Here is a 24,401-nt window from a genome sequence, read left to right as displayed (position 1 = left end):
TTATAAGCATGCCACAAACTGTTTTACTTCATCTATTGTCATATCTGCCGTCAAAGACAATCGTATTCTGGATGTACCTTTTGGTACTGTCGGTGGTCTAATCGGCAAGCAATAATAACCTTGCTCTTGCAGATCTTTCGCCTTGGCAAGGGTTGCTTCGTTCTCACCTAAAATATAGGGAACAATGCAAGTTTGGCTTGGCATTATTTGCGTTCTATGCTCCACTTCTTGGCGTAAAAATGCACTTAACCGCTCAAGATGCGTTCTTTCTTTTGAAAGTTGTGGTAATCGTTCAAAAATAAAATGAGTCCAAGCCACATTAAATGGCGGAAGCGCGGTTGAAAAAATCAATGGACGCATTTGATTAATCAAACATTCTTTTAATATTTGATCACAGACGACATAAGCCCCCATTGAAGCTAAGGCCTTGCCAAAAGTGCCAACCAACAAATCTATATCAGCTATCACATTAGCTCGTTCGGCAATACCTAATCCGTTTTTACCGTAAACGCCTATTGCATGGGCTTCATCCACATAAAGATAAGTATCTGGAAACTGTTTTTTTAATTGAACAAGATACTTCAAATCAGCTACATCGCCATCCATACTAAAAACGGACTCTGTCACAATAAAAGTGCGGTCAAATTTTCCGGCATTTTTTTCGAGCAGACTCTTTAGATGTTCATAATCATTATGACGATAACGAAAGAACTCACATTGGCTTAAACGAATGCCATCAATCATGCTGGCATGCACTAATTTATCTGCCAAAATTAAACTTTTTGTTGTCGTCAACGCTGGTAAAATACCAAGATTGGCGTGATAGCCACTGTTAAATAATAAAGCACTTTCTCGTTGGAAACGTTGAGCAATGAGCTGCTCAAGATCGGTATAAATCGGAAAATTTCCCGTTAATAAACGAGACGAAGAACTGGTAAAAGAAGGGAAATTATCACCATATTGTTGTAAAAAAGACTGGCGCAAGTTTTCATTTGATGCCAAACCTAAATAATCATTAGATGACATATTCAGCATTTTGCGATTTTCTCGCGTAATATATCGTCCTTGATGAACTAAATCTGGAATTGAACGATATTGATTTTGTGCGCTAAGCTTTTCCAGTTGCTGTTTAAAAGCATCCATTTTTTATCCTAATGTTCATATTCCTGCGTTAAAGCCAGAATCATGCCTTTCGTTAATTTATGAAGTTCATCATCTTTAATCACAAAGGGCGGCATCACATAAACCAATTTTCCGAAAGGCCGAATCCAAACACCTTGTTCCACAAAACGTGGGACTAAAGTTTTCATATTTACCGCACTTTTCATTTCGACCACCCCAATCGCCCCTAATACGCGAACTTCTTTGACGTAATCTTTTTCAGCTAAAGGTGAAAGCTGTTGTTTTAAGGAAGATTCAATTCGCTGAATATTTTGTTGCCAAGGGCTTTCCAACAATAAACGGATAGATTCTGCTGCAATCGCACAAGCCAACGGATTTGCCATAAAAGTGGGTCCATGCATAAAACATTTAGCCTCACCGCGGCAAATAGTTTGCGCAATTTCAGTGGTCGTAATGCTTGCCGATAAAGTTAAATAACCACCGGTTAAGGCTTTACCGATACACATAATATCTGGCGAAATCCCAGCATGCTCAGCAGCAAATAATTTCCCTGTGCGGCCAAAACCTGTAGCAATTTCATCAAAAATTAGCAATACACCATATTGTTTACAAAGCGCTTGCGCTTTCACTAAATAAATTGGCGAATAAAAATACATGCCGCCCGCACCTTGCACGACAGGCTCTAAAATAAGTGCGGCGATTTCGCGACCTTTTTCCTTAAGTAAATCAGCTAAAGGTTCCATCACACAATCATTCCAAGATTCATTAAATGGAATATTGGGTTGAGGAAGGAAATATTGTACGGGCAGGCTATGATGAAATAAATGATGCATACCCGTGGTTGGATCACACACAGACATCGCATTCCAGGTATCGCCATGATAACCCGAACGGATGGTGGCGAATTTTTGTCGTTGTACTTCCCCTTTAGCGTGCTGATATTGAATAGCCATTTTCATCGCTACTTCCACAGCAACAGAACCACTATCAGCAAAAAAGATCTTATCTAATCCATTTGGCAAAATTTGTACTAATAATTGAGCTAATTCCACCGCAGGTTCATGGGTAAAACCGCCAAACATAATATGGCTCATTTTTGCCAACTGATTCTGTGCAGCCGAATTTAAACGAGGATGATTATAACCATGCAACGCCGCCCACCAAGAAGACATGCCATCAATCAAACGACGGCCATCTTTTAAGGTTATCATCACGCCATCAGCACGTTCTACCGCATAAAGTGGCATATCTGAAGAAACTGAAGAATAAGGATGCCAAATATGTTGTGTATCAAAAGCTAAAAGTGATTGTTCATCCATCATTCATTTACCATTAAAAACTTATTCGTATCGCAAGGCAGCGGCAGGTTCTACTTTCGCAGCTCGATAAGCGGGGTAAAGTGTAGAAAGTAAAGAAAGCAACAAGGAAAATCCAATGACAAAAATCATTTGAACAAAGGATAATTCTGTCGGTAAAAAAACACCTTGTGGATTTACCGCACTTACAATCTCTGTTAAGTTCAAGGTGACTAAAGCACCCAAAATAGCACCGAGCAATGTGCCAACAAATCCCACCAGTAATCCTTGATAAATAAACACTGAACGCACTTGGGATTTTGTTAAGCCCTGAGTTTGCAAGATCGCAATTTCCCCTTGTTTATCCACCACCATTAAACTTAAAGAGGTGACAATATTGGAAATCGCCACAACAATGATCAAACTAATCAGCAATCCCATCATATTTTTTTCCATTCTCACCGCTTGGAAAAATTCACCTTTTTGTACGCGCCAATCCGTGATTTTTTGTGCTGGGAAATATTGAGGGAGTTCTGTAATTTGAAAAGGATCATTCAAAAATAAACGATAGCCCTGCGCTTGCTGCGGTTGAATACGCATTAAGCGACCAATATCTGTAATATTAGCAAAGGCTTCATAACCCGATGCTTCGCCATAATCATAATAAATATCGCTAACCGTAAATAAACGCTGCATTGGCACCCGACCGAATGGTGTATATTGGCTATTTTCCGTAATCATCAAACGGATTTTATCCCCAATATTCACGCCCAGTTTTTGCGCAAGTTGATCACCAATGACCAGTTTAAATTCACCAGCAGGTAAAATTTCGTTAAATTTAGCCTGATCGAAAGAATCAACCAAAGGATCATCAGAAAATGATTGAATACCAATAATTTGTCCTGCACTTACGCCTTTTGTCGTTTGATAAATCACATTTGTTGTATTGATCGGCACTGCTTTTTGGACAAAGTGCGGTAAATTTTCTAATGTTTTTTCTGTAGAAATAGGCTGTTCTTCACTCACAATCGCATGAGGAATGGAAGATAACACCTGTTGTTTTTGGTAATTCTCTAAACCATTCATCACAGAAAGCACAATGATCAACGCCATCACACCTAGTACAATCCCCAGGCTTGCAAGATTAGTCACTAATCGCCCAAAACGATCCGCACTTTTCGCACGCCAATAACGTAGCGCAATATAAAGAGAAATAGGAAAATTCATTATTTTTGATTTAATTGTTGTACAAATTCTTCGATGTTTTGCATTACTTTGCCAACTAATGTTGTCACTGCACTATCACTCGCCCAAGCAATATGCGGGGTGATAATTAAATTAGGCATAGTTTTTGCCGCTAAAATTAACGGATTATCTTTTTCTGGTGGCTCTTTTACCATTACATCCAACGCCGCTCCGCCTAAATGCCCCGTTTTTAACGCATCAACTAAGGCAACTTCATCAATCAAAGGCCCACGCCCTGTATTAATCAAAAATGCACCTTTTTTCATTTTGGATAAGGTGTCTGCATTAATTAAATTCTTGGTTGTTTCGGTTAATGGACAATGCAACGTCACAATATCCGCTTGTCTTAAGACTTCATCAAAGGGCATATAGCCTTCACGGCAAACAGTGGCATCTTTGTGTTCTGCATAAAGTACTTTCATTCCCAGTGCATTCGCCAAACGCCCCACTTCTGTCCCTAAGCAACCTTTACCAAATACGCCCAATGTGGAACCGCGCACATCTGTAATTGGGTAATCAAAATAACAAAATTGTTTGCTTTTAGGCCATTTTGCTTCCGATTGATCGCGTAACCAACCTGCCAAGCTGTGTTTTAAAGAAAAAATCAGGCCGATTACGTGTTCTGGCACGGTTGTACTGGAATAACCTGTCACATTACGCACGGCGATTCCCATTTCTTCGGCAGCCACAAGATCAACATTATTTGTACCAGTTGCGGTAATCGCAATCAACTTTAACTTAGGTAATTGTTTTAACGTTTCTCGATCAAAAATAACTTTGCTCGTAATAACAATATCAGCATCTCTCGCTCGTTCAATCGTTTCTGCAGAAGATGTATGATCATATTCAATCCAAGTATGCGCAAAACTTGGACGAGGAATAGGGATATGTTTAGGGATAGCCGTGCTATCTAAAAAGACAATATTCATTGTTTCTCCTTTTATATACAAAGTGCGGTCAAAATTAACCGCACTTTTGCTTAAATATTTTCTTAGATAGATGTATCCAATTCTGGGAAAGATTTTACTAAATCATCAATCGCCTTCATTTGAGAGACAAAGCCTTCAAGAGCGGAAAGTGGTAAAGCTGATGGGCCATCACATTTCGCTTGATTTGGATTTGGATGCGCTTCTAAGAATAAACCTGCAATACCTACAGCTAAACCTGAACGCGCTAATTCAGTGACTTGTGCACGACGGCCACCTGATGCAGCCCCAAATGGATCACGGCATTGAAGTGAATGGGTTACATCAAAAATAACTGGGCTGCCCTTAGATGCTTTTTTCATCACGCTGAAACCAAGCATATCCACAATTAAATTATCGTATCCAAAATTTGTTCCACGATCACAAAGAATGATTTTATCGTTACCACATTCTTCGATTTTTTCCACGATATTGCCCATTTGACCCGGGCTTAAGAATTGTGGTTTTTTCACATTAATCACTGCACCTGTTTTTGCCATCGCTTCAACGAGATCTGTTTGACGCGCCAAAAAGGCTGGAAGTTGAATAATATCGACAACATCTGCAACGGGCTGACATTGATAGATTTCGTGTACATCGGTAATAATTTTTACACCGAACGTATCTTTTAATTCTTGGAAAATTTTTAATCCTTCTTCCATGCCAGGGCCACGGTAAGAATGAATAGATGAACGATTTGCTTTGTCAAAAGAAGCTTTAAATACGTAAGGCACGCTAAGTTTCTCTGTCACTTGCACATAAGCTTCACATACTTGCATTGCCATATCGCGACTTTCAAGTACGTTCATTCCGCCAAAAAGCACGAAAGGTTTGTTATTTGCAACATCAATATTGCCGATTTTTACAATTTTATTTTGCATAAATTTTCCTTAAATTAATGGAGGGCAAAAGAGTCTTTATCAATCTCGCCCTTAAGTTCTAAAAGTTGAGTTCGGATTAAAGTCGCAGTTGGGTCTTCTGGACAACGTTCCACAAAAAATTCTAAATCTTTTAATGCTGAAGGGTAAGCGCCCATCTGAGCTAAAACTAAACCGCGATCGCGGATGTGATAAGGATTTTCAGCATCAGTAATCATTAAACTCTTAATATAGTGGTATGCCATATCGTTATGCTCTTCACGAATAAGCGCATTTTTCACCAGTTGCTCAAAACGAGAATAAAGCAAAGAAAGATCGGCTCTTTCAAGTTCTTCGGGTTGAATTTTCGCCCCAAACCCAAATGCACCTTCATAAAGTTGCTGCAATTTTTCTTGTGAAATATAAGTACCATCCCAAGGATCAATAAAAGCCACTTCATCTCTTACTTCAGCACGTAAAATGAGCTGTGTTGGGAAATTGACAGGATAAATTGGTAAATCTAATACGTCAGCTAAATAAAGCACTATCGCCCCAAGAGTCACTGGCATACCTTGACGATGTTGAAACACATAAGGCAAATATAAATTGCGAGCATAAAAATAATCTTCTGGATCGCAATGAAAGCCCCAATCACCATAAAATAGCTGTAGTAACTGATGAATCTGCTCTTCTTTCGGACAATCTAGCGAAATTGCTTTACGCGCTTTACGCACAAGCCCACCAATTGTTCCCCGAAGTTGTGCTTCTGAGCTGCCATCATCTGAGATAACAAGATAAAAATGCACAAATTGATCGTATAACGCACGTCGATAATATTTCATTACTTCTTCCAAAAACCTAAAGTGACGCGCTCATTGTCGCCATAATCACGCACGGTTTCAACCATTTCCCAATGATTTTCTTGGAAAATTGACCGCACTTTTTCGCCTTGTTGCCATCCGTGTTCAAGCAATAATGCCCCATTAGAATTCAAATAACTCGGCGCTAATTCAATAATATGACGTAAATCAGCATAACCAGCATCATTGGCAACTAATGCAGAAAGCGGTTCAAAACGCACATCGCCTTGACGTAAATGTTCATCTTGCGCATCAATATAAGGCGGATTGCTGACAATAAGATCAAACTTCCCTGTTATATTTTCAAACCAACGGCTCTGTAAAAATTTCACATTTAGCTGATTTCTTTCCGCATTAGATTGGGCTAACGCCACAACATCGGGCATAAAATCAACCCCAATTATCTCTAATAAAATTTGTCGTTTTTGACAAATAGAGGAAAGCTCCGATGCTAATGCTAACGCGATAGCGCCTGTGCCTGTGCCAAGATCAAGAATACGAAAGTGCGGTGGATTTTCTTCCAGTTTTTCTAACGCAATTTGTAATGCTTTCTCTACGAGAATTTCAGTATCTGGTCTTGGAATCAATGTGCCTTTTGAGACATTTAATGGCAATGACCAAAATTCTTTTTCGCCAAGAATATAAGCGATAGGTTCGCCTTTTAAACGACGATCTAAAAGTGCGGTCAATTTTAACCGCACTTTTTCATCAATCTCGGTATCATCAAAAGCAAGGATTCGCGTACGCGATTTACCAGTAGCATGTTGAAGAAGCACAAGCGCATCAATTTTACTATTTTCAGTGGGATTTTTTTGTGCTAAATCCGCAATCGCTTGTGCCAGCCATTCTTTATAATTCATTATTTTTCGTCTTTTAACACAATCGTGCCAGCCAATAAATCAGTTAAAGAACGACGATCATCGCGCACAAGTGCAACAATACCGCTAATAATCAATAAGAAACTTGTCCATGCCAATAAAATATCAATAATCTCACGGCCGATGTATTTACCAAATTCAACAGGCTGATTAGTATGATAATTAAATACGCGCAAGCCTAACCAACGTTTTGCCATTGTTTGGCCATAAGTTTTCATGAAATATAACTGAAAACCAATATATACCATCGTCCCTAATACACCAGCAAAATCCCCCAATGCAAAACCAAGACCAACCATCACCCAAAACACAAGCCCATTAATTATACTTGCAAGCCAACGTTTAAAACGGCTCGCTTGAGCAGGTTGAGAAGGCTTGAAAGCAGAAGAAAATTCAGCATCTTTTTGATTTTCAATCATCATTTTATTTCCCTTTAAAGTTAAAAAGGACATCTGAAATCAGATGCCCCTATCATTAATTCTGTTCAGACAATGCCGCCAACTGATCCGCTTGATATTCGGTAATAATCGGCTGAATCAGTTCATCAATTTTACCATTCATCACTTCATCCAAACGGTAAATAGTGAGATTGATACGGTGATCTGTGACTCGACCTTGCGGATAATTATATGTACGAATTTTATCAGAACGATCGCCCGAACCTAATAAGTTACGGCGCATATCTGTTTGTTCTGCGGCTTGGCGTTCTTGCTCTGCTTGAACAATACGTGACGCTAATACTGACATTGCTTTCGCTTTATTTTTGTGCTGTGAACGCTCATCCTGACATTCCACCACAATACCTGTTGGAATGTGTGTAATACGCACCGCAGAATCCGTTGTATTTACGTGCTGACCACCTGCGCCTGATGAGCGATAAGTATCAATACGCAAATCTGCAGGATTAATTTCTGGCATTTCAGATTCTGGCAATTCTGGCATTACCGCGACAGTACAAGCAGAAGTGTGGATACGCCCTTGCGATTCAGTTTTTGGTACGCGTTGCACACGATGACCGCCAGATTCAAACTTCAACTGACCATACACACCTTCGCCAGTGACTTTAACAATCACCTCTTTATAACCGCCTTGCTCACTTTCGTTAGCACTTAGCATTTCTACACGCCAGCGTTTACTTTCAGCATAGCGACTGTACATACGGAATAAATCACCCGCAAAAATACCCGCTTCATCACCGCCTGTTCCCGCACGGATTTCTAAATAGCAGTTATATTCATCATTAGGATCTTTCGGCAGTAAAAGAATTTGAAGTTGTTGTTCCACTTCTTCAATTTCCGCTTTGGATTCTTCGATTTCCATTTGCGCCATTTCTTTCATTTCAGGATCGTCGAGCAATATTTCAGCTTCTTCAATATTTTGATTTAATTGCGTCCAACGATTAAAACATTTCACCACTTCTTCAAGTTGAGAATATTCTTTAGAATATGCACGGAATTTATCCTGATCACTAATTACAGAAACATCGCCCAATAAGGCTTCTAGCTCTTCATAACGTTCTTTTAAACTTTCAAGTTTTGCAATAATAGAATCTTTCATATTTTTATAAAGTTAAAGCCAAAAATAAAATCGGCCTATTCTAGCCGATTTTAAGGAAAATTGACAGCGAAGGAGATTAAGAATCTCAGACGCTTTGTGTTGGTGACTTACTTACTATTTATGAGTCTCTTCTTTTTAATTGCCAATTTTCATTATTACCATTCCCCTCTATTTAGCTTATCGTAATATATACATCCTGTTTGTTCTCCATTATTACAAGCCTTACCAAGCCATTCTTTGGCGAGTGTTCTATCTTCCTGAATACCTTGTCCACTAAAATACATCAGACCTAACTTAAGCTGACCATCAGCACTACCATTTTCTGCTGCTTTCTTAAACCACTTCACGGCTTCGGTATAATCTTTTCTTACGCCACGCCCTGCAACATAAGCCGAACCTAAACTAACCTGAGCACCTGCATGTCCTTGCTTCGCCGCTTTGCGATACCATTTCGTCGCTTCAAAACCATCTTGTTTTACGCCTTCTCCTTTTTCATACATACTTCCCAAAAGAAGTTGGGCGCTCGCATCACCTTGCTCTGCCAAGGGGTGAATAATTGCCAACATCGCTTTGAGGTCTTTTTGCTTATATAGCTGCTGAAGTTGAATTATTTGGCTTTGTTCTATTGCCCAAGCAGTAGATTGAAAAGAAAATACAGAAGCACCGAAAAGTGCGGTGGTAAAAAGTGTTTTTGTTAGTTTCATTTTGTTTTCCTATTAAATTGAATGAATGGATAATCTTTTATTTTTATTCACTAAAATTGGCGTATAAGTCGAAAAATCTTTAAGTACTTCGCTATGTGGGTGCCCATTTCGTCGCTGGCCATCTGCTGAAAACACACTAAGACAAGGCGAAAATATGTTCGCTAATCCTTGCTGCCAATTATGCTTTGAACCGTGATGGGGAACTTGTAAGCAATAAATTCTCGCCATTCGTTCTACACCTAATGATTGCGTTAAATCGGTTAATAATGGCAAATCGTTTAAAAACGCATCGCCAGTGTATAAAATGGCATTTTTTGTTTTATTCTTTGGAATAACCACTATTTCATTTTCATTGTCTGTCGAAACATCAAAAATATGATGATTTCCCATTCTCCAAAAAGAAAGGGGGTTTATATTTCGAATATATAAATATTGAGAAATGATATTTTTGTTTTTACCTCCATTTCCAAATGTGAGAGTGTAGAGTGTTTTTAAGGCTGGCGTTGGATCTGTGGAATTAAAGTGATGAGATTGAATAATTTGTTTAACCTGCTTTTGAAAAGCAGTCAAACTTGCTGGCACTTTTGCAAGCAAATGAAATGGCACGTTATATAAAACAAATTCAAACAGATCTCCGTATTTTCTAAATAAAAGGGCTTTATCAGGATTGAGCCAATGTACATTTTGTTCTAAGTTATCAAATTCATTTGATAATTTTTCAGTAGTTTCAAAAGAAAGTACATCATCAAAATTACTTGGTTCAAGCCTTCTCGAAATTTCACTCTCATTTTCTTTTGCAGGTAATAAGAGAAATTGGGTTTCTTTTAATTCTTCAGCAAAATCAGCTTTTAAATATTGAATAGGGTTCTGATAAAATCTCCATTCTTCATCATCTGGCTGAATATCTAAAAGAGAAGCAATTACTAAGCGTTGCCATAAAGGATAATAAGGCACAACCCAGCGTTTTATTTTTCGCCCATTTTTGAGTAGTTCTTTTACACCACTAATATGATCTTTATCAAAATGCGAAAGCACTAATAAATCAATATCAGCATTATTTTCTTGCTGGTTATATTTTTGTATGGCATTTTGAATAAGTTTCGGACTTGAATTCGTGCCACAATCATAAACCCAATGAAAGGCTGGGGCGTCTCCCATTTGAATACGCCCACTTGAAAATAACCCTTGCCCTACATTCCAAAATTCACATTGTAAAGTTGGCATTAGAGTTCCCCTCTATTTAGCTTACCGTAAAATTCACATGCTTTTTGTTCTCCATTATCACAAGCCTTACGAAACCATTCTTTAGCTAAAGATTTATTTACTTGAACTCCTTTTCCTAAAATATATGCAGCTCCTAGAATACCTTGAGCCGGTGCACTTCCTTGCTCCGCGGCTTTGCGATACCATTTCACGGCTTCAAAATCATCTTGTTTGACGCCTCTCCCATCAGAATACACATTGCCCAAACGACCTTGAGCCGTTGCATTTCCCTGCTCCGCCGCTTTGCGAAACCATTTCACGGCTTCAACATCATCTTGTTTTACCCCACGTCCGTCGGCATACATATCACCCAAATTAAATTGAGCACTTGCATTTCCCTGCTCCGCCAAAGGCAACCAAAGTTTAAAGGCAGTTTGATAGTCGCTTTGCTTATAAGCGGTTAAACCTTGTTCGTATTGCTGTACCAGCGTATCCGCCCAAGCGGTGGAGTGAAAAGAAAATACAGAAGCACCGAAAAGTGCGGTGGTAAGAAGTGTTTTTGTGAATCGCATAGAAACCGTCCATTTATTAATCAACAATTGAAACAAAAAAATGTTTTTTTGTTTGGCATTATGTTTTGTTGTGCTCTCTGTAAAGAGAGCACAACACCCAGTATACTGGGTGTGAAATGATTAAAATTTGAATTATTTAATTAGAAGGGAATTGGGGAGGGGCTTAAGACTGAAAAAAGTGAGCCATCTTGCTCACTTTCTGCTATTAAATACGCGCGACATCAAACTTCGCCAAATCAATTTCATCTTCTGTGCCATAAAACATAGCAAGGGCATGACGTAACATTTCAGCTCGTTTTGGTAAACCTTTTTCCGCGTAGATTTTCACTTGCTCATACACGGCTTGTTTAAAAGGCTGTGTATCGCCCGGATTGCCATTCAAATTATCCGCACTAGCAAAATAACGGAAACCTGCCGCCGTTGCCAAAATCCATTCTAATGCTTGCGGTTTAACTTCAACTTTTTCAAAATCACGCTGACGTTCTTCAGAACGTCCATCTGGCTCATACCAATAACCAAAATCTTCTAGTTTACGGCGTTCTTTGCCTGCCACTAACCAATGGGCAATTTCGTGCAATGCACTGCTGTAAAATCCTCGCGCAAAATAAATCGCGTTATAAGGCACTTCATCATTTGCGGGTAAATAAATGGGTTCTTCACCGCCTTTGACTAAGCGAGTGTTGTATTCCTCTTCAAAACATTGATTAAAAATTGCAATAATATCTTCTAATTTATGTTCCATGGTATCGACTCCTAAAAAACCGCGAGATTATATCACCAGAGGCTCATTTGTTCTTGTTTATTTTCTTCGGGTAAATTGACATGTAGCCCGATCAAACGAATCGATCGCTCTTTTGCTCGCATAAAAATTTGAGGAAGTAATTGTTGAAAACTCTCCAAAGAAAGTGACAAACCAGTTTTCTCCAAAGTAGTTACTTGAAAATCTTCAAATTTAAGCTTTATGCCGATTTTACGAAATGCAGATAATGGTATATTAGGACTAACACGTTCAAGGCGACGAAGTAGCTCTTCATAAAGATTATTTAATAAGGCTAAAGCTTGCTCAACTGTGTGAATGTTTTCAATCAACGTCTGTTCTACGCCAACTGATTTACGTTCACGATGGGCTTGTACTTCACGCTCATCAATGCCGTGGCTAAAATCCCAAATTCGTTTACCCGCTTTACCAAATTGGTTTAATAAGACAATTTGATCAAAGTTTTGAATGTCAGCACAAGTTTCTAATCCCATATCAAGTAATCGTTGCGATGTCACTTTACCCACACCAGGGATTTTATTTAAAGATAAGGTTTTAATAAATTCCTCGACTTCATTCGGCTTAATCACAAATTGCCCATTAGGTTTATTCATATCCGAGGCAATTTTGGCAAGGAATTTTAGAGGCGCAATACCCGCTGAAGCCGTTAATTTCAATTCATCAAAAATAGCTTGGCGGATTTCTTGTGCGATCCAAGTCGCAGAGCCAGAACATTTTTGGCAGTGCGTAACATCTAAATAAGCTTCATCTAAAGAAAGTGGTTCAATAATATCTGTATAGCACTGGAAGATTTGATGAATTTGTGCCGAAACTTGTTTATACAAAGCCATATTCACGGGCACAAGAATGAGATTAGGACACTTTTTTATGGCTTGAGCCGTTGGCATTGCACTATGCAAACCAAATTTTCTCGCCTCATAATTACAAGTTGTTAATACACCACGTTGACGAGAAGAACCACCTACAGCAACAGGCTTTCCCTGCAAATTAGGATTTTCACGAATCTCAATTGATGCGTAAAAACAATCCATATCAATGTGAATAATTTTTTTATCTTGTAGCATAAAAAAAAGTGCGGTTAAATATTTTCTAATATTAATCAAGTAAACAACTGTTTAAATATACATTAAATTTAATAACCTAGCAATTTAATCTTTTATAAATGCCCTTTAACGAAGCAATTCAATCAATCTCGACTTTCCCTACTTTTCTTTTTTTGCTAGACTATGCCCAATTTTGGGGCTGATTCTGGATTCGACGGGATTAGCGAAGCCCAAGGTGCACGTCGAGGTGCGGTAGGCCTCGTAAATAAACCGCAAAAAATAGTCGCAAACGACGAACAATACGCTTTAGCAGCTTAATAACCTGCATTTAGCCTTCGCGCCCCAGCTTCCGCTCGTAAGACGGGGATAACGCGGAGTCAAACCAAAACGAGATCGTGTGGAAGCCACCGTTTGAGGATCGAAGCACTAAATTGAATCAAACTAGCTTAAGTTTAGCGTGTCTGTCCGCATGCTTAAGTGAAATTAAAGACTAGACTAAACGTGTAGTGCTGAAGGTAGAGTAATTTCGGACGCGGGTTCAACTCCCGCCAGCTCCACCAAATAAAAAAATAAAGCCTTGATTATCAAGGCTTTAATTTTATCTAATCATTAACAAATTCTTGGCAAAGGTTCATTTGTTGGTAAATCTAACAATCGACTTTGTCCAAAAACACCCACTAAACGGACTTTTTTATAGGTTGTCACTTCACCAATCACAGCCGCATTTTCACCTAATGGATGACGACGAAGTGCGGTCAAAATTTCTGGTGTTTTTTCAGCAGAGGCAACAATAACCAACTTCCCTTCATTCGCGAAGTTTAATGCTTCAAGACCAAGTAATTCACAAATTCCGCGCACTTCTTGGCGAATTGGCAAGGCTTGTTCATCAATATTCATGCCTAGCTGTTGCGCCTGTGCAAATTCATGCAAAACAGCATTAACTCCCCCACGGGTCGCATCTCGAACCGCTTTCACGCCATCTACTTCGTGTAAATGTTCAATCAATGGATACAGAACGGCGCAATCACTATGAAGATCCGTTTGGATACCCAGTTTTTCACGTAAATTTAAGATTGTTGCACCATGATCCCCAATGGTGCCGCTAACAATGATTTTATCGCCAGCCTGAATGTTATGAACACCCCAATCCAAATTTTGAGGAATAACACCAATTCCACTGGTATTGATAAAAATCTTATCCACTGCACCTTTTTGTACCACTTTTGTATCGCCAGTAACAACTTGAATACCTGCCGCTTTTGCGGTTTCAGCCATTGATTGAATAATTGCTTTAAGATCCGCAAGTGGCAATCCTTCTTCCAAAATAAAACCACAAGATAAATATTTTGGTATCGCACCGCACACAGCCACATCATTTGCCGTACCGCACACCGCTAATTTCCCGATGTTACCACCAGGGAAAAAAATGGGATCAATGACAAAACTATCCGTACTAAATGACAGTGTTTCACCTTGCTTTGCTAATTCTGTTAATGGAATTCTTGCCTGATCTTCCCCTTGCGCCAAAATAGGATTAGCAAAGGCTTCAAAAAAATAATCTTGAATCAATTTTTGCATGGCTGCACCGCCATTGCCGTGCGCCATAGTGATAAATTCGCTCATTTTATTCTCTCCGATATTGATAATAGGCTGCACATGCTCCTTCGGAAGAAACCATTAATGCGCCATAAGCGTTATCAGGATTACAACCTGTGCCAAATAATGGGCAATCAGATGGTTTACAACGCCCAGTCAAGACATCACCACAACGAGAATTAGGATCATCCGCCACCTTTTGCGCTTGGCTTTGGAAATAAATTTCGGCATCAAATTCACGATAAGCCTCCGTCAATTCCACGCCTGATTGTTCAATTTCTCCCAAGCCACGCCATTCACTGCTTGCTTTAAGCTGGAATACTTCTTGCATTGAACGTTGGGCTAAAGCGTTTCCGTGATCGTCCACAATGCGTTTATATTGATTTTCGATTTCACAACGGCCATCAGCAAATTGCTGCACTAACATCACAATCGCCTGCAAAATATCTAAAGGTTCAAAACCTGTAATCACGAAAGGTTTGTGATATTTATCGACAATCCCTTGATAAGGCGATGAACCAATCACCATACTCACATGCCCTGGCGCAAGAAAACCATCAATTTTGACTTGATCTTGTGCCAGCAAGCTATGTAACGTTGGAATAATGGTGATGTTTTGGCAAACAATCCAGAAATTTTTTGTTCCTAGTTTTTTGGCTTGCTGAAGCGTCACTGCCGTGCTCGGCATCGTCGTTTCAAATCCTAAGGAAAAAAAGACGACTTTTTTATTCGGATTATTTTGTGCAATATTCAATGCATCCAAAGGTGAATACACAATGCGAACATCTGCGCCTTTCGCTTTTGCTTCTAAAAGCGAACCTTTACGACCTTTCACCCGCATTGCATCCCCAAAAGTACAGAAAATAACATCTGGTTTCAGCGCAATTTCAATACAAACATCAATACGCCCCATCGGAAGCACACAGACAGGGCAACCAGGACCATGAATAAATTCGATACTTTTTGGCAATAGCCGATCCAACCCAAATTTAAAAATCGTATGGGTATGCCCGCCACATACTTCCATTAAATACAATGGATTCTGCGCCGTAAAGTGCGGCATTTTTTCCATCAATTTTTCAAGTTGCGCCACTAAACTACGGGCAAGTTCAGGATCGCGAAATTCATCAACAAATTTCATCGATTATCCTTGTTTACGTTGTTGTTCTAGCCAATTTAACCACTCACTGAGACCTTGTTCAGTTGTAGCAGAAAGTTGAATCACTTCAATATTGGGATTCACACGTTTCGCATTAGCAATGCACTGTTCTACATCAAATTTCAAATAAGGTAATAAATCCACTTTATTTAAAATCATCAAACTTGATGCAGCAAACATATGTGGGTATTTAAGCGGTTTATCTTCGCCTTCTGTCACGGATAAAATCACCACTTTCGCTTTTTCGCCAAGATCAAATTCAGATGGACAAACTAAATTTCCCACATTTTCGATAAACATAATGCTGTCAGCTTGCGGTCTTAATTTCACCATTGCTTCGCTAATCATTTGAGCATCCAAGTGGCAACCTTTGCCTGTATTCACTTGAATAGCTGGCACGCCAGTAGCACGAATACGATCTGCATCATTTTCAGTTTGTTGATCGCCTTCAATGACATAACAAGTGCGGTCATTTTTGAGGGCATTTAGCGTCGTCGTTAAAAGGGTGGTTTTGCCTGAACCCGGACTCGATACAAGATTCAAGGCTAAAATATGTTGTTTAGCGAAGAATGCTCGGTTGTGATCCGCTAGTTGATTATTTTTTCCGAGAACATCTTGTTCGATTTTTAACAACCGTTTTTGAGTATCGTCTGCATCGACTGGTTTATTGAAATGAAATGTTGAATGTGAAAAGTTTGGCGTACCTGATTGATGACTTCCTTGATCATCATGAGTATGAGGCAATTCACCAATACGGACTTGCTCTGGATGTCCGCAGCCACAGGTTGTACACATAAATCCTCCGTTTTAATATACTTATTTGGGCTGAGTTTTCAAACTGACTTTCAACAGAAATAATGTTTAAAACACTCAAAGCCCTTAGCTTTGTCAACAAATTTGCAACAAGCATAGCACAATCAAAATTCGGCTTTTTGATGAAGATCATAAACTGATAATTTCTGTGGCTAATTCGTTAATAAATCCATGATGATGGGATGAAATCAAAATGGGTAAGGAAAGTTCACGCAAAAGTGCGGTCAATTTTTCAGTATTTTTTCGATCTAATCCATTGGTGGGTTCATCTAATAATAAGATTTTTGGTTGCATCGCTAAGACACCCGCAAGTGCGGTGAAATTTTTCTCACCACCAGATAAGGTATGTACCATACGATCTTTTAAACGTGTGATACCAAGACGTTCTAATTGCTGCTCTGCAATATGATACGCCTGCTCTCTAGGCACATTTTGATTTAATGGTCCAAAGGCAATATCATCCAATACTGTTGGGCCAAAAAGTTGGTCATCGGCATTTTGAAAACAAATACCAATAGTGCCACGAAACGGTGCGAAATCTTTTTCTTCACGACAAACTTGGCCAAATAGTTTAATTTCACCTTTGGTTACAGGAACAAATCCCAACAAAGCAAGAAGTAACGTCGTTTTTCCTGAACCAATTTCCCCTTGTACGAAAAGACGTTTTTGTCCTTCCAAGGTAAAACTCAAATCTTGAATAATCGCTCTACCATTACGTTCTATATAAAGATTATTTACAGCTAACATGTTATTTTTCTCTCTTTTTACCAAACTGAAAACCACGACATTTTAAAGCCATTTGTGCCGTTTCGGCTTTCAATAGAGCATGAATCAATAATAAAGCGACACTTTGAGCCGTCACATAAAGAGTTCGGCGATTAAGCCCAGGACGAAATCCACGAGCTCGCATGGCAATATCCATTTTTTGACGCAGTTCGCCAAGCAGTGCAATGTAACGTACAGTCAGCACAAAAAGTTGAATTAATTTTTCTGGCAAAGGCAATTTACCAATGGCTTGAACAAGTACCGCATCATTAATATTCCACAAAAAAATCCAGAGAGAAATCAGCAATAAATGAGTCCGTAAACTTAACTTTTCTGCTAATTCGATGCCTTGAAAATTGAGTTCAATTCCATTTTCTCCAATTTTCCAACTTAATGTCGCCCACATTAAAGCAATAAAAATGATTAAAGCAAACCAACGTTTAAGGTAAGACAAAAAAGATTTTTGACTGAACTGCAGTGAAATAAAAAAGAGAGAAACTGCAAGCGCATTAAGGGGGATAAGCCAAGTAAGATCACTCAATCCACTAATGATTAGCCCCCAGATAAACAGATAAATCAACCTAAAGTGCGGTTGAAATAAGCGATGAATTTTCATTAAGAGACATTCTGAGTACGATTCATGACTTCAGGATACATTTTACCAAGTAAGGTAATCACCCCTACGCTGATAATACTATCCAAAATAAATACCGGAATATGAGAGACTAGCAAGAGCCAAACAAGATTCAGATAACTTTTTCCACCATCTAACATCAACACAAAAGAAGCAAGCGCGCCTGCCCCGCCAACGCCAATTACGCCAGCACCAATACCGACTAATAAGCGATCTTTTAAAGCCATGTTCGGTTGTAAACGAGAACGGAAAAGATAATGAGCGATCACCGCTGGCGTTGCCATCACGCAGAGATTGACGCCCAACACTGCAAATCCGCCAAAAGAAAAGAAGATGACTTGCAATAAAAGTGCGATGAGGAATGCAGGAAAAACAGCCCACCCAAGGAATAAACCAGCCATGCCATTTAAAATTAAATGCACGCTACCAATTCCGACGGGCACATGAATGGTTCCTGCCACAAAAAATGCAGCCGCAAAAAGTGCAGTGAGCGGTAAACGTTCTGATTCTAAACGACGCAACCCCACCGCGATGCCCGCAACAGCAAGCACTGCGCCAGCCAATAAAATAGGCGTATGTAACACGCCTTCAGATAAATGCATTAAATACGTCCTTGTTTAATTTTACGCGCGTTACGTAAAGCAATGAGTCCAGCAATACCAACGATATAACCAATTCCGCCTAAAATATCATGCAAATAAATTTTATCTTTTAAATGCGCAATATCTTCACGAAGCAGCATTAAATCTGCACCGCTTTGATTTTCGGCAGAGGTATGAGCAGCAACAACTGATGCACGGTGTCCTTCATCCCCTTCCACCACAACTTTTAAGGTTGTATGTGGCACATCAGCAATAGAAAGCTTAAATGCACCTTGGCGGTCAGTTTTTCCAGTTAAAACGGGCTCAGAAACACCTGAGCGGAAAACTTCTAAATAAGTTTCAGCTGCTGGGGTCATATCTGAATAATAGGATTTGCCAGAGAGTGTTTGCCCATCATATTGGGCAAACACATAAAGCGCGTGGGCATAAGCATTCGGGAGATAACAAGCCGCAAAAAGTGCGGTTAAAAAAGCAAATTTTTTCATCCCAAATCCATATTATTGTGCATCAAAAGTTAGCATATATTCCACAGATCGACGATCGTAATCCGCATTATTAGTTACTTTTTCCTCAAACTCTGCCCATACTTTGTTGAAGCCTTTAGCTGGCGTAAATTGAGCGATACCTTTTTCATTAGTTAAATTGAACGGTGCATCTTCACTCACGCCCACTTTAATGCCTTGAACTGGTTTACCATTATGTAAAACAAGGATAGAAAGTGGTTTGTTCGCTTGCGCTTTTTCTTGAGGAATCAATTCGTAAGCTTGTTGATGAGATTTGAAAGATTCAGCATCCCATTTCAAAATCGCTTTACCAAATTTAACAGGATTGGTACTAAATTCTGCTGTTGGTTCTTCACGTTTTGTTTTTTCAACGTATTTACCGCTTGGTAATTTTGACCACACACCATTATCGAAATGAACGAATACTAAATCAGATTTAGGCATAAGATATGCTTCACCATTTCTGAATTGATAGTCAACTGCGGTTAATTTTCCTTGCGTATTTAAGGCTTGAATAGATTTAAGTTTAGATTCTGGATAGGTTTCAGTTTGTTCATGCCCAAATTTAACCACGTATTCACCTTTGGCTGAAGCAGGTTCAAGCCAAACATTGTGCGCGTCAGCAACAGACATACCTAAAAGTGCGGTTAATCCCACTGCGATTTTTTTTAATTCCATTTTGGATGCTCCTTGTTTGTTTTTGTTTAAGAAAATCTAAACGCATGATAAAATATGAAGTAACTTTAGAGTCAAGTCATTTTTTAAGGAAATTGATGAAAATTGGAGCACTTGCTAAAGCCCTAGGCTGTACCGTAGAAACCATTCGTTATTATGAACAACAAGGTTTAATCCCGCCCCCAAAACGCACTTCAGGCAATTTTCGCCAATATAATGAAGAACACTTGCAACGTTTATCATTTATTTGTAACTGCCGAAATTTAGATATTTCATTAAGTGAAATAAAAAGCCTACTGAATTTAGAAAATGCCTCAAAACAACAAGCAGAAGAAATTAATCGTGTGTTAGATAAACACATTAAAGAGGTGGCAACAAGGATTCACGAACTCGCCCATTTACGGATGAAATTAATTGAATTACGTGAGAAAACTGTCTCGAATGATGAAGATCCAATGAAATTGCTATTGCAACATAGTGGCGTGAAATTTGTGCGATTAAAATAACCGCACTTTAAAGATTATGGCTGACTAGATAAACGCTGTTTTGCTTCCTTATTGCCTAATTCAGCGGCTTTCTTCAGCCATTCCAATGATTTTTCGGGTTGGTTTTGCGAGCGATAAATATTACTTAACATCATCATCGCATCCGTATCTTTAGCTCGAGCTGTACGTTCAAAAAGCTTAATGGCTTGCTCTGTATTTTGTTTGACGTAATCGCCACGTAGATACATAACGCCAAGGTTATTTAGCCCTTTCACGCTGCCCTTCTCTGCCGCTTCGCTAAACCACCAATAAGCCTTTTCGTAGTCTCTCACCGTGCCACGCCCAAGATTATATAACATGCCTAGATTGCTTTGAGCGGTTATATTTCCTTCTAACGCCATCGGATACATGATATCGAAAACAGAGATCCATTGCTGTTTATTGGCAAAGTCTTGTGCCAAATTCATTCTTGCTTGATCATCCATTTTCGAACTTGCTGTAATATCAACGGTTTTCATCGCCAAAATAGGCAAACTAAAAGAAAGTAATACTGTATGAAAAAATAACTTCAGTTTCATTTATAACGTTGCTATTAAAAGTAAAATAAAAAACACAGCAGTAATCGCAAATTCTGTTAGTCCAACTTGCATAACAGAAAGCTTTTTAGTGGGCAGATAAACCGCTCGCACTAATCCAAGAACAAAAGCTAATGCTAAAATAAATTGTTGCGAAACCACAAAAATCAGCACACATAATAAGTGAAAAATTACTGACGCCCAAAAATAACGTGGATTTTTTCGCTCACGCATCATAGATTTCACATAAAGTGTTGTTCCAATAAAAAATAATGTTGGATAAATCGCTACCCAAAGCATTTTTTCATCAAAAGTGCGGTCAGAAAAATAATAAGATCCCATTCCTGCTAGGGCAAAAATTAAGATCCCAGCCAAGTCATTCCATAAGTTACGCTCATCTTTTTTCTTGGTGAAATAAATGTTTACCGCAACAAACGGCAGCATGGCAAACATAAAATACAGCACTTGCCAATTATAAATTAACGCGGGAATCGCAAAAATCACTGCGGCAGCAAAATAAATCACAGACCATTTTTTATATAACTCAAGATTTTTACCTTTAAACAAATTTAAAAAAGGATAAGTCATCAAATAAAGCGAAAACCATCCTAATAGTAAAAATACGTGCGCCCATACAGGATTCGCAAGTAACATGCCGTAAATAAAAGGCACCAATGCCATAACAATAGCGCCATGCTGATTAGAGATAAGCAGTTTCATAATGATTAAATAATTGAGAATAATTGTCGGCTATTCTAGCCTAGTAAAGAGGATTTTACAAAGTGGTAAACGCTATTTAGAATAGAAGAAAATACCCCAAAGGAGAACACTATGACAATTCAACGCATTTTACCCAGCGCACGTTTAAGTGAAGTTTCAATTCATAACAACCTCGCCTATTTTGCAGGGCAAGTTCCAGAATTAACCATAGAGCAAAATGCCTACGAACAAACCAAAGAAGTATTAGGTTTAATTGATAAATTGTTAGCAGAAATTGGCTCCAATAAAAGCAACATTTTAACCGCGCAGATTTTCTTGGCAGACATGCAAGATTATGCACAATTAAATCAAGCTTGGGATGAATGGGTCGATCATATTAGCCCACCAAGTCGAGCGACAGTGGAAGCTAAATTAGCGGATCCTCGTTGGAAAGTTGAAATTGTTATTATTGCAACTTGTTAGTTTTTAAGACAAATAAACAGGAGAATATTATGGAAAATTGGACAAATGAAATTTGGGTAGCGATTGGTATCGCTTTTATTGTTGGATTATTTATTGGTTACATTATTGTGCGTTTAACCAAAGGCTCCGTAAAACATCAAGCTAAAACAGAAGCTGAATTAAAAACAGTCAAAACCCAACTTGATACACAAAAGGCACAAATCGAAAAACACTTTGCAGAAAGTGCTGAATTATTCAAAACTCTCATTAACGATTATCAAAAACTTTATCGCCACTACGCAACATCCTCCAATAATTTACTGGGCGAAAAAGATCACAAAGGTTTATTCACTCAACAGTTAATTACTGCAACAGATAAATCTCAAAATGAACAACCAAGAGATTATTCTGAGGGCGCATCAGGTTTATTTAAAGAAAATAAAGAAGAAAATTAAAAAGTGCGGCTAAAAATAGAAATGTTTTTAGCCGTTTTTATATAGGAACAATTTATTGTTCTCTTATATCACTCATAAAACCTAGATAAAACAAAACCCCGCGATTAGTTTCGCGGGGTTATGAAAGAGTTAATTGGTGCGACTAGCTGGACTCGAACCAGTGCCCCCCACCATGTCAAGGTGGTGCTCTAACCAACTGAGCTATAGTCGCACTGCATAAAGTGTTTGGAATTATAGATATTTTTAATCTGAAAACAAGTATTTTTCTTAAAACTCGAGATAACTGACAAAAAAGTAAACAGTATTGCCTTAAATAACAGGGCTGTTTTTGATTTCCCAAATTTTTAAGCGTATAATGCGCACCAATTTTTCATCTGGCTAATATATAGCCAAGTAAAAATAGTATCTTTAAAATTTTGTAATTATTGACGGAGTAAATAATGTCTAGAAGACTAAGAAGAACGAAGATTGTATGTACTATGGGCCCATCAACTGACCGTGATAACAATCTTGAAAAAATTATCGCAGCGGGTGCTAACGTAGTTCGTATGAACTTCTCTCACGGTACACCTGAAGATCATATCGAACGAGCAGAACGTGTACGTTCTATCGCGAAAAAATTAGGTAAAACCGTGGCGATCTTAGGTGATTTACAAGGTCCTAAAATTCGTGTTTCTACCTTTAAAGACGGTAAAATTTTCTTAAGCGTTGGTGATAAATTCATTCTTGATGCAGAATTACCAAAAGGCGAAGGTACACAAGAATCTGTTGGTTTAGACTATAAAACGCTTCCACAAGATGTTGTTCCTGGCGACATTCTTTTATTAGATGATGGCCGTGTTCAATTAAAAGTATTATCAACTGATGGTGCAAAAGTTTTCACTGAAGTCACCGTTGGTGGTCCCTTATCAAATAATAAAGGTATCAATAAATTAGGCGGTGGTTTATCTGCAGAAGCATTAACAGAAAAAGATAAAGCAGACATTATTACCGCTGCACGCATTGGCGTTGATTTCTTAGCCGTTTCTTTCCCTCGTTCAAGAGCTGACCTAAATTATGCACGTGAACTTGCACAACAAGCTGGTTTAAATGCAAAAATCGTTGCTAAAGTTGAACGTGCAGAAACAGTGGCTAATGAGGAAGCAATGGACGATATCATTTTAGCATCTGACGTAATTATGGTTGCTCGTGGTGACTTAGGTGTAGAAATCGGTGATCCTGAATTAGTCGGTGTACAGAAAAAATTAATCCGTCGTTCACGTCAATTAAATCGTGCTGTAATTACAGCGACTCAAATGATGGAATCAATGATTAGCAACCCAATGCCAACTCGTGCTGAAGTAATGGACGTTGCAAACGCAGTATTAGATGGTACTGATGCAGTTATGCTTTCTGCAGAAACGGCTGCTGGTCAATATCCTTCTGAAACAGTAGCAGCAATGGCTGGCGTATGTTTAGGTGCAGAAAAAATGCCAAGCATTAACGTTTCTCGTCACCGTATGGATAAAGAATTTGAAACCATTGAAGAATCTGTTGCGATGTCTGCAATGTATGCAGCAAACCACATGAAAGGTGTGGCAGCAATCGTCACTTTAACTAGCACAGGCCGTACTCCATTATTAATGTCACGTATCAGCTCAGGTTTACCAATCTTTGCTTTATCTCGTAATCAAGAAACCTTAAACCTTTGTGCACTATACCGTGGTGTAACTCCAGTTTATCATGGTGAAGATAGCCGCACAGAAACCAGTGCAAAAGCAGCACTTCAATCATTAAAAGAAAAAGGTTACTTATCTACTGGTGATTTAGTGCTTGTTACCCACGGTGGTCAAGGTGCGACACAAACCAACGTATGTCGTACATTAATTGTTGAATAATCAACAATCTAAATACGTTAAA

The 24,401-nt window shown here is 38.7% G+C and carries 28 protein-coding genes, 1 tRNA gene and 1 other RNA gene; 5 read left to right on the top strand and 25 right to left on the bottom strand.

What is annotated here, in order from left to right; genetic code table 11:
- From bioF to dinB, 14 genes are all read right to left on the bottom strand, one after another.
- Positions 1-1,143, bottom strand: a complete 1,143-nt coding sequence (gene bioF, locus DV415_RS09130) for an 8-amino-7-oxononanoate synthase (protein ID WP_118791006.1) — start codon at positions 1,141-1,143, stop codon at positions 1-3.
- Between the two features lie 8 nt (positions 1,144-1,151).
- Positions 1,152-2,441 (bottom strand): adenosylmethionine--8-amino-7-oxononanoate transaminase, encoded by a 1,290-nt coding sequence (gene bioA / locus DV415_RS09125; protein ID WP_192879123.1) that lies wholly within the window; start codon positions 2,439-2,441, stop codon positions 1,152-1,154.
- A 21-nt stretch (positions 2,442-2,462) separates the two neighbouring features.
- On the bottom strand, positions 2,463-3,644 hold the full coding sequence (locus DV415_RS09120; protein WP_118791004.1) for a lipoprotein-releasing ABC transporter permease subunit: 1,182 nt from the start codon (positions 3,642-3,644) through the stop codon (positions 2,463-2,465).
- The gene (locus DV415_RS09115) at positions 3,644-4,591 is read right to left on the bottom strand and encodes a 2-hydroxyacid dehydrogenase (protein WP_118791003.1); all 948 of its coding nucleotides are present in this window, start codon (positions 4,589-4,591) and stop codon (positions 3,644-3,646) included. The genes DV415_RS09120 and DV415_RS09115 overlap by 1 nt, the downstream gene beginning before the upstream one ends.
- Before the next feature lie 62 nt (positions 4,592-4,653).
- Positions 4,654-5,508 carry a 3-deoxy-8-phosphooctulonate synthase gene (kdsA, locus tag DV415_RS09110; RefSeq protein WP_118791002.1) on the bottom strand — a complete coding sequence of 285 codons (855 nt, stop codon included), beginning with the start codon at positions 5,506-5,508 and terminating at the stop codon, positions 4,654-4,656.
- Between the two features lie 14 nt (positions 5,509-5,522).
- Entirely contained in the window at positions 5,523-6,326 is an 804-nt protein-coding gene (locus DV415_RS09105) for a SirB1 family protein (protein ID WP_118791001.1), read from the bottom strand.
- Positions 6,326-7,204, bottom strand: coding sequence for a peptide chain release factor N(5)-glutamine methyltransferase (gene prmC, locus DV415_RS09100; RefSeq protein ID WP_118791000.1), 879 nt, complete (start codon positions 7,202-7,204; stop codon positions 6,326-6,328). The genes DV415_RS09105 and prmC overlap by 1 nt, the downstream gene beginning before the upstream one ends.
- A complete protein-coding gene (locus DV415_RS09095; RefSeq protein WP_192879122.1) occupies positions 7,204-7,644 on the bottom strand; it encodes an RDD family protein in 441 nt (146 codons plus the stop codon). Before DV415_RS09095 ends, prmC begins: the two co-directional genes overlap by 1 nt.
- 52 nt (positions 7,645-7,696) lie before the next feature.
- Positions 7,697-8,779 carry a peptide chain release factor 1 gene (prfA, locus tag DV415_RS09090; RefSeq protein ID WP_032803489.1) on the bottom strand — a complete coding sequence of 361 codons (1,083 nt, stop codon included), beginning with the start codon at positions 8,777-8,779 and terminating at the stop codon, positions 7,697-7,699.
- 155 nt (positions 8,780-8,934) lie between these two features.
- On the bottom strand, positions 8,935-9,483 hold the full coding sequence (locus DV415_RS09085; RefSeq protein WP_118790998.1) for a tetratricopeptide repeat protein: 549 nt from the start codon (positions 9,481-9,483) through the stop codon (positions 8,935-8,937).
- A gap of 12 nt (positions 9,484-9,495) precedes the next feature.
- Entirely contained in the window at positions 9,496-10,707 is a 1,212-nt protein-coding gene (locus DV415_RS09080) for an MBL fold metallo-hydrolase (RefSeq protein WP_118790997.1), read from the bottom strand.
- Complete coding sequence (locus tag DV415_RS09075; RefSeq protein WP_118790996.1) at positions 10,707-11,258, bottom strand: tetratricopeptide repeat protein; 552 nt, start codon at positions 11,256-11,258, stop codon at positions 10,707-10,709. The genes DV415_RS09080 and DV415_RS09075 overlap by 1 nt, the downstream gene beginning before the upstream one ends.
- A gap of 205 nt (positions 11,259-11,463) precedes the next feature.
- Entirely contained in the window at positions 11,464-12,000 is a 537-nt protein-coding gene (locus DV415_RS09070) for an elongation factor P hydroxylase (protein ID WP_118790995.1), read from the bottom strand.
- 32 nt (positions 12,001-12,032) lie between these two features.
- Positions 12,033-13,100 (bottom strand): DNA polymerase IV, encoded by a 1,068-nt coding sequence (gene dinB, locus DV415_RS09065; protein WP_118790994.1) that lies wholly within the window; start codon positions 13,098-13,100, stop codon positions 12,033-12,035.
- Between the two features lie 174 nt (positions 13,101-13,274).
- Between dinB and ssrA the strand changes: the two genes are divergently transcribed.
- Positions 13,275-13,639, top strand: a transfer-messenger RNA (tmRNA) gene (gene ssrA, locus DV415_RS09060).
- Positions 13,640-13,688: 49 nt separating this feature from the next.
- Here ssrA and hypE read toward each other — a convergent pair.
- The 8 genes from hypE to DV415_RS09020 all read right to left on the bottom strand — a co-directional run bounded on the left by hypE (position 13,689) and on the right by DV415_RS09020 (position 19,829).
- Positions 13,689-14,702, bottom strand: coding sequence for a hydrogenase expression/formation protein HypE (hypE, locus tag DV415_RS09055; protein WP_118790993.1), 1,014 nt, complete (start codon positions 14,700-14,702; stop codon positions 13,689-13,691).
- Position 14,703: 1 nt separating this feature from the next.
- Positions 14,704-15,816, bottom strand: a complete 1,113-nt coding sequence (gene hypD, locus DV415_RS09050) for a hydrogenase formation protein HypD (RefSeq protein WP_118790992.1) — start codon at positions 15,814-15,816, stop codon at positions 14,704-14,706.
- A 3-nt stretch (positions 15,817-15,819) separates the two neighbouring features.
- Positions 15,820-16,629: a hydrogenase nickel incorporation protein HypB gene (gene hypB / locus DV415_RS09045; protein ID WP_005645020.1), complete on the bottom strand. Its 810-nt coding sequence runs from the start codon at positions 16,627-16,629 to the stop codon at positions 15,820-15,822.
- A 147-nt stretch (positions 16,630-16,776) separates the two neighbouring features.
- Positions 16,777-17,394 (bottom strand): energy-coupling factor ABC transporter ATP-binding protein, encoded by a 618-nt coding sequence (locus DV415_RS09040; RefSeq protein ID WP_118790991.1) that lies wholly within the window; start codon positions 17,392-17,394, stop codon positions 16,777-16,779.
- 1 nt (position 17,395) lies between these two features.
- Complete coding sequence (locus DV415_RS09035) at positions 17,396-18,028, bottom strand: energy-coupling factor transporter transmembrane component T family protein (RefSeq protein WP_118790990.1); 633 nt, start codon at positions 18,026-18,028, stop codon at positions 17,396-17,398.
- Positions 18,028-18,648: a cobalt transporter CbiM gene (gene cbiM, locus DV415_RS09030; RefSeq protein WP_118790989.1), complete on the bottom strand. Its 621-nt coding sequence runs from the start codon at positions 18,646-18,648 to the stop codon at positions 18,028-18,030. The genes DV415_RS09035 and cbiM overlap by 1 nt, the downstream gene beginning before the upstream one ends.
- Positions 18,648-19,133, bottom strand: coding sequence for a carboxypeptidase regulatory-like domain-containing protein (locus tag DV415_RS09025; RefSeq protein WP_118788459.1), 486 nt, complete (start codon positions 19,131-19,133; stop codon positions 18,648-18,650). Before DV415_RS09025 ends, cbiM begins: the two co-directional genes overlap by 1 nt.
- 12 nt (positions 19,134-19,145) lie before the next feature.
- A complete protein-coding gene (locus DV415_RS09020; protein WP_118788460.1) occupies positions 19,146-19,829 on the bottom strand; it encodes a DUF4198 domain-containing protein in 684 nt (227 codons plus the stop codon).
- A gap of 95 nt (positions 19,830-19,924) precedes the next feature.
- Between DV415_RS09020 and DV415_RS09015 the strand changes: the two genes are divergently transcribed.
- Complete coding sequence (locus DV415_RS09015) at positions 19,925-20,332, top strand: Cd(II)/Pb(II)-responsive transcriptional regulator (RefSeq protein ID WP_005633867.1); 408 nt, start codon at positions 19,925-19,927, stop codon at positions 20,330-20,332.
- 14 nt (positions 20,333-20,346) lie between these two features.
- On the opposite strand, the gene DV415_RS09010 is transcribed toward DV415_RS09015, so the two are convergent.
- Positions 20,347-20,889: a tetratricopeptide repeat protein gene (locus tag DV415_RS09010; protein ID WP_192879121.1), complete on the bottom strand. Its 543-nt coding sequence runs from the start codon at positions 20,887-20,889 to the stop codon at positions 20,347-20,349.
- Positions 20,890-21,606, bottom strand: coding sequence for a YwiC-like family protein (locus tag DV415_RS09005; protein ID WP_118790988.1), 717 nt, complete (start codon positions 21,604-21,606; stop codon positions 20,890-20,892). It lies immediately after the preceding gene.
- A 111-nt stretch (positions 21,607-21,717) separates the two neighbouring features.
- On the opposite strand from DV415_RS09005, the gene DV415_RS09000 reads away from it, so the two are divergent.
- On the top strand, positions 21,718-22,068 hold the full coding sequence (locus tag DV415_RS09000; protein WP_118788462.1) for a RidA family protein: 351 nt from the start codon (positions 21,718-21,720) through the stop codon (positions 22,066-22,068).
- A 29-nt stretch (positions 22,069-22,097) separates the two neighbouring features.
- Positions 22,098-22,502, top strand: a complete 405-nt coding sequence (locus tag DV415_RS08995; protein WP_044233218.1) for a Z-ring associated ZapG family protein — start codon at positions 22,098-22,100, stop codon at positions 22,500-22,502.
- A 134-nt stretch (positions 22,503-22,636) separates the two neighbouring features.
- On the opposite strand, the gene DV415_RS08990 is transcribed toward DV415_RS08995, so the two are convergent.
- Positions 22,637-22,713: transfer RNA gene (locus DV415_RS08990), tRNA-Val, on the bottom strand.
- A 229-nt stretch (positions 22,714-22,942) separates the two neighbouring features.
- Here DV415_RS08990 and pyk point away from each other — a divergent pair.
- Positions 22,943-24,379 carry a pyruvate kinase gene (gene pyk / locus DV415_RS08985; protein ID WP_118790987.1) on the top strand — a complete coding sequence of 479 codons (1,437 nt, stop codon included), beginning with the start codon at positions 22,943-22,945 and terminating at the stop codon, positions 24,377-24,379.
- Positions 24,380-24,401: the final 22 nt, after the last annotated feature.

The organism is Haemophilus haemolyticus, assembly GCF_003490595.1.
Classification (GTDB): domain Bacteria; phylum Pseudomonadota; class Gammaproteobacteria; order Enterobacterales; family Pasteurellaceae; genus Haemophilus; species Haemophilus haemolyticus_L.
The sequence above is the reverse complement of the archived record's forward strand: the minus strand, read 5'-3'. Positions and strand labels throughout refer to the sequence as shown.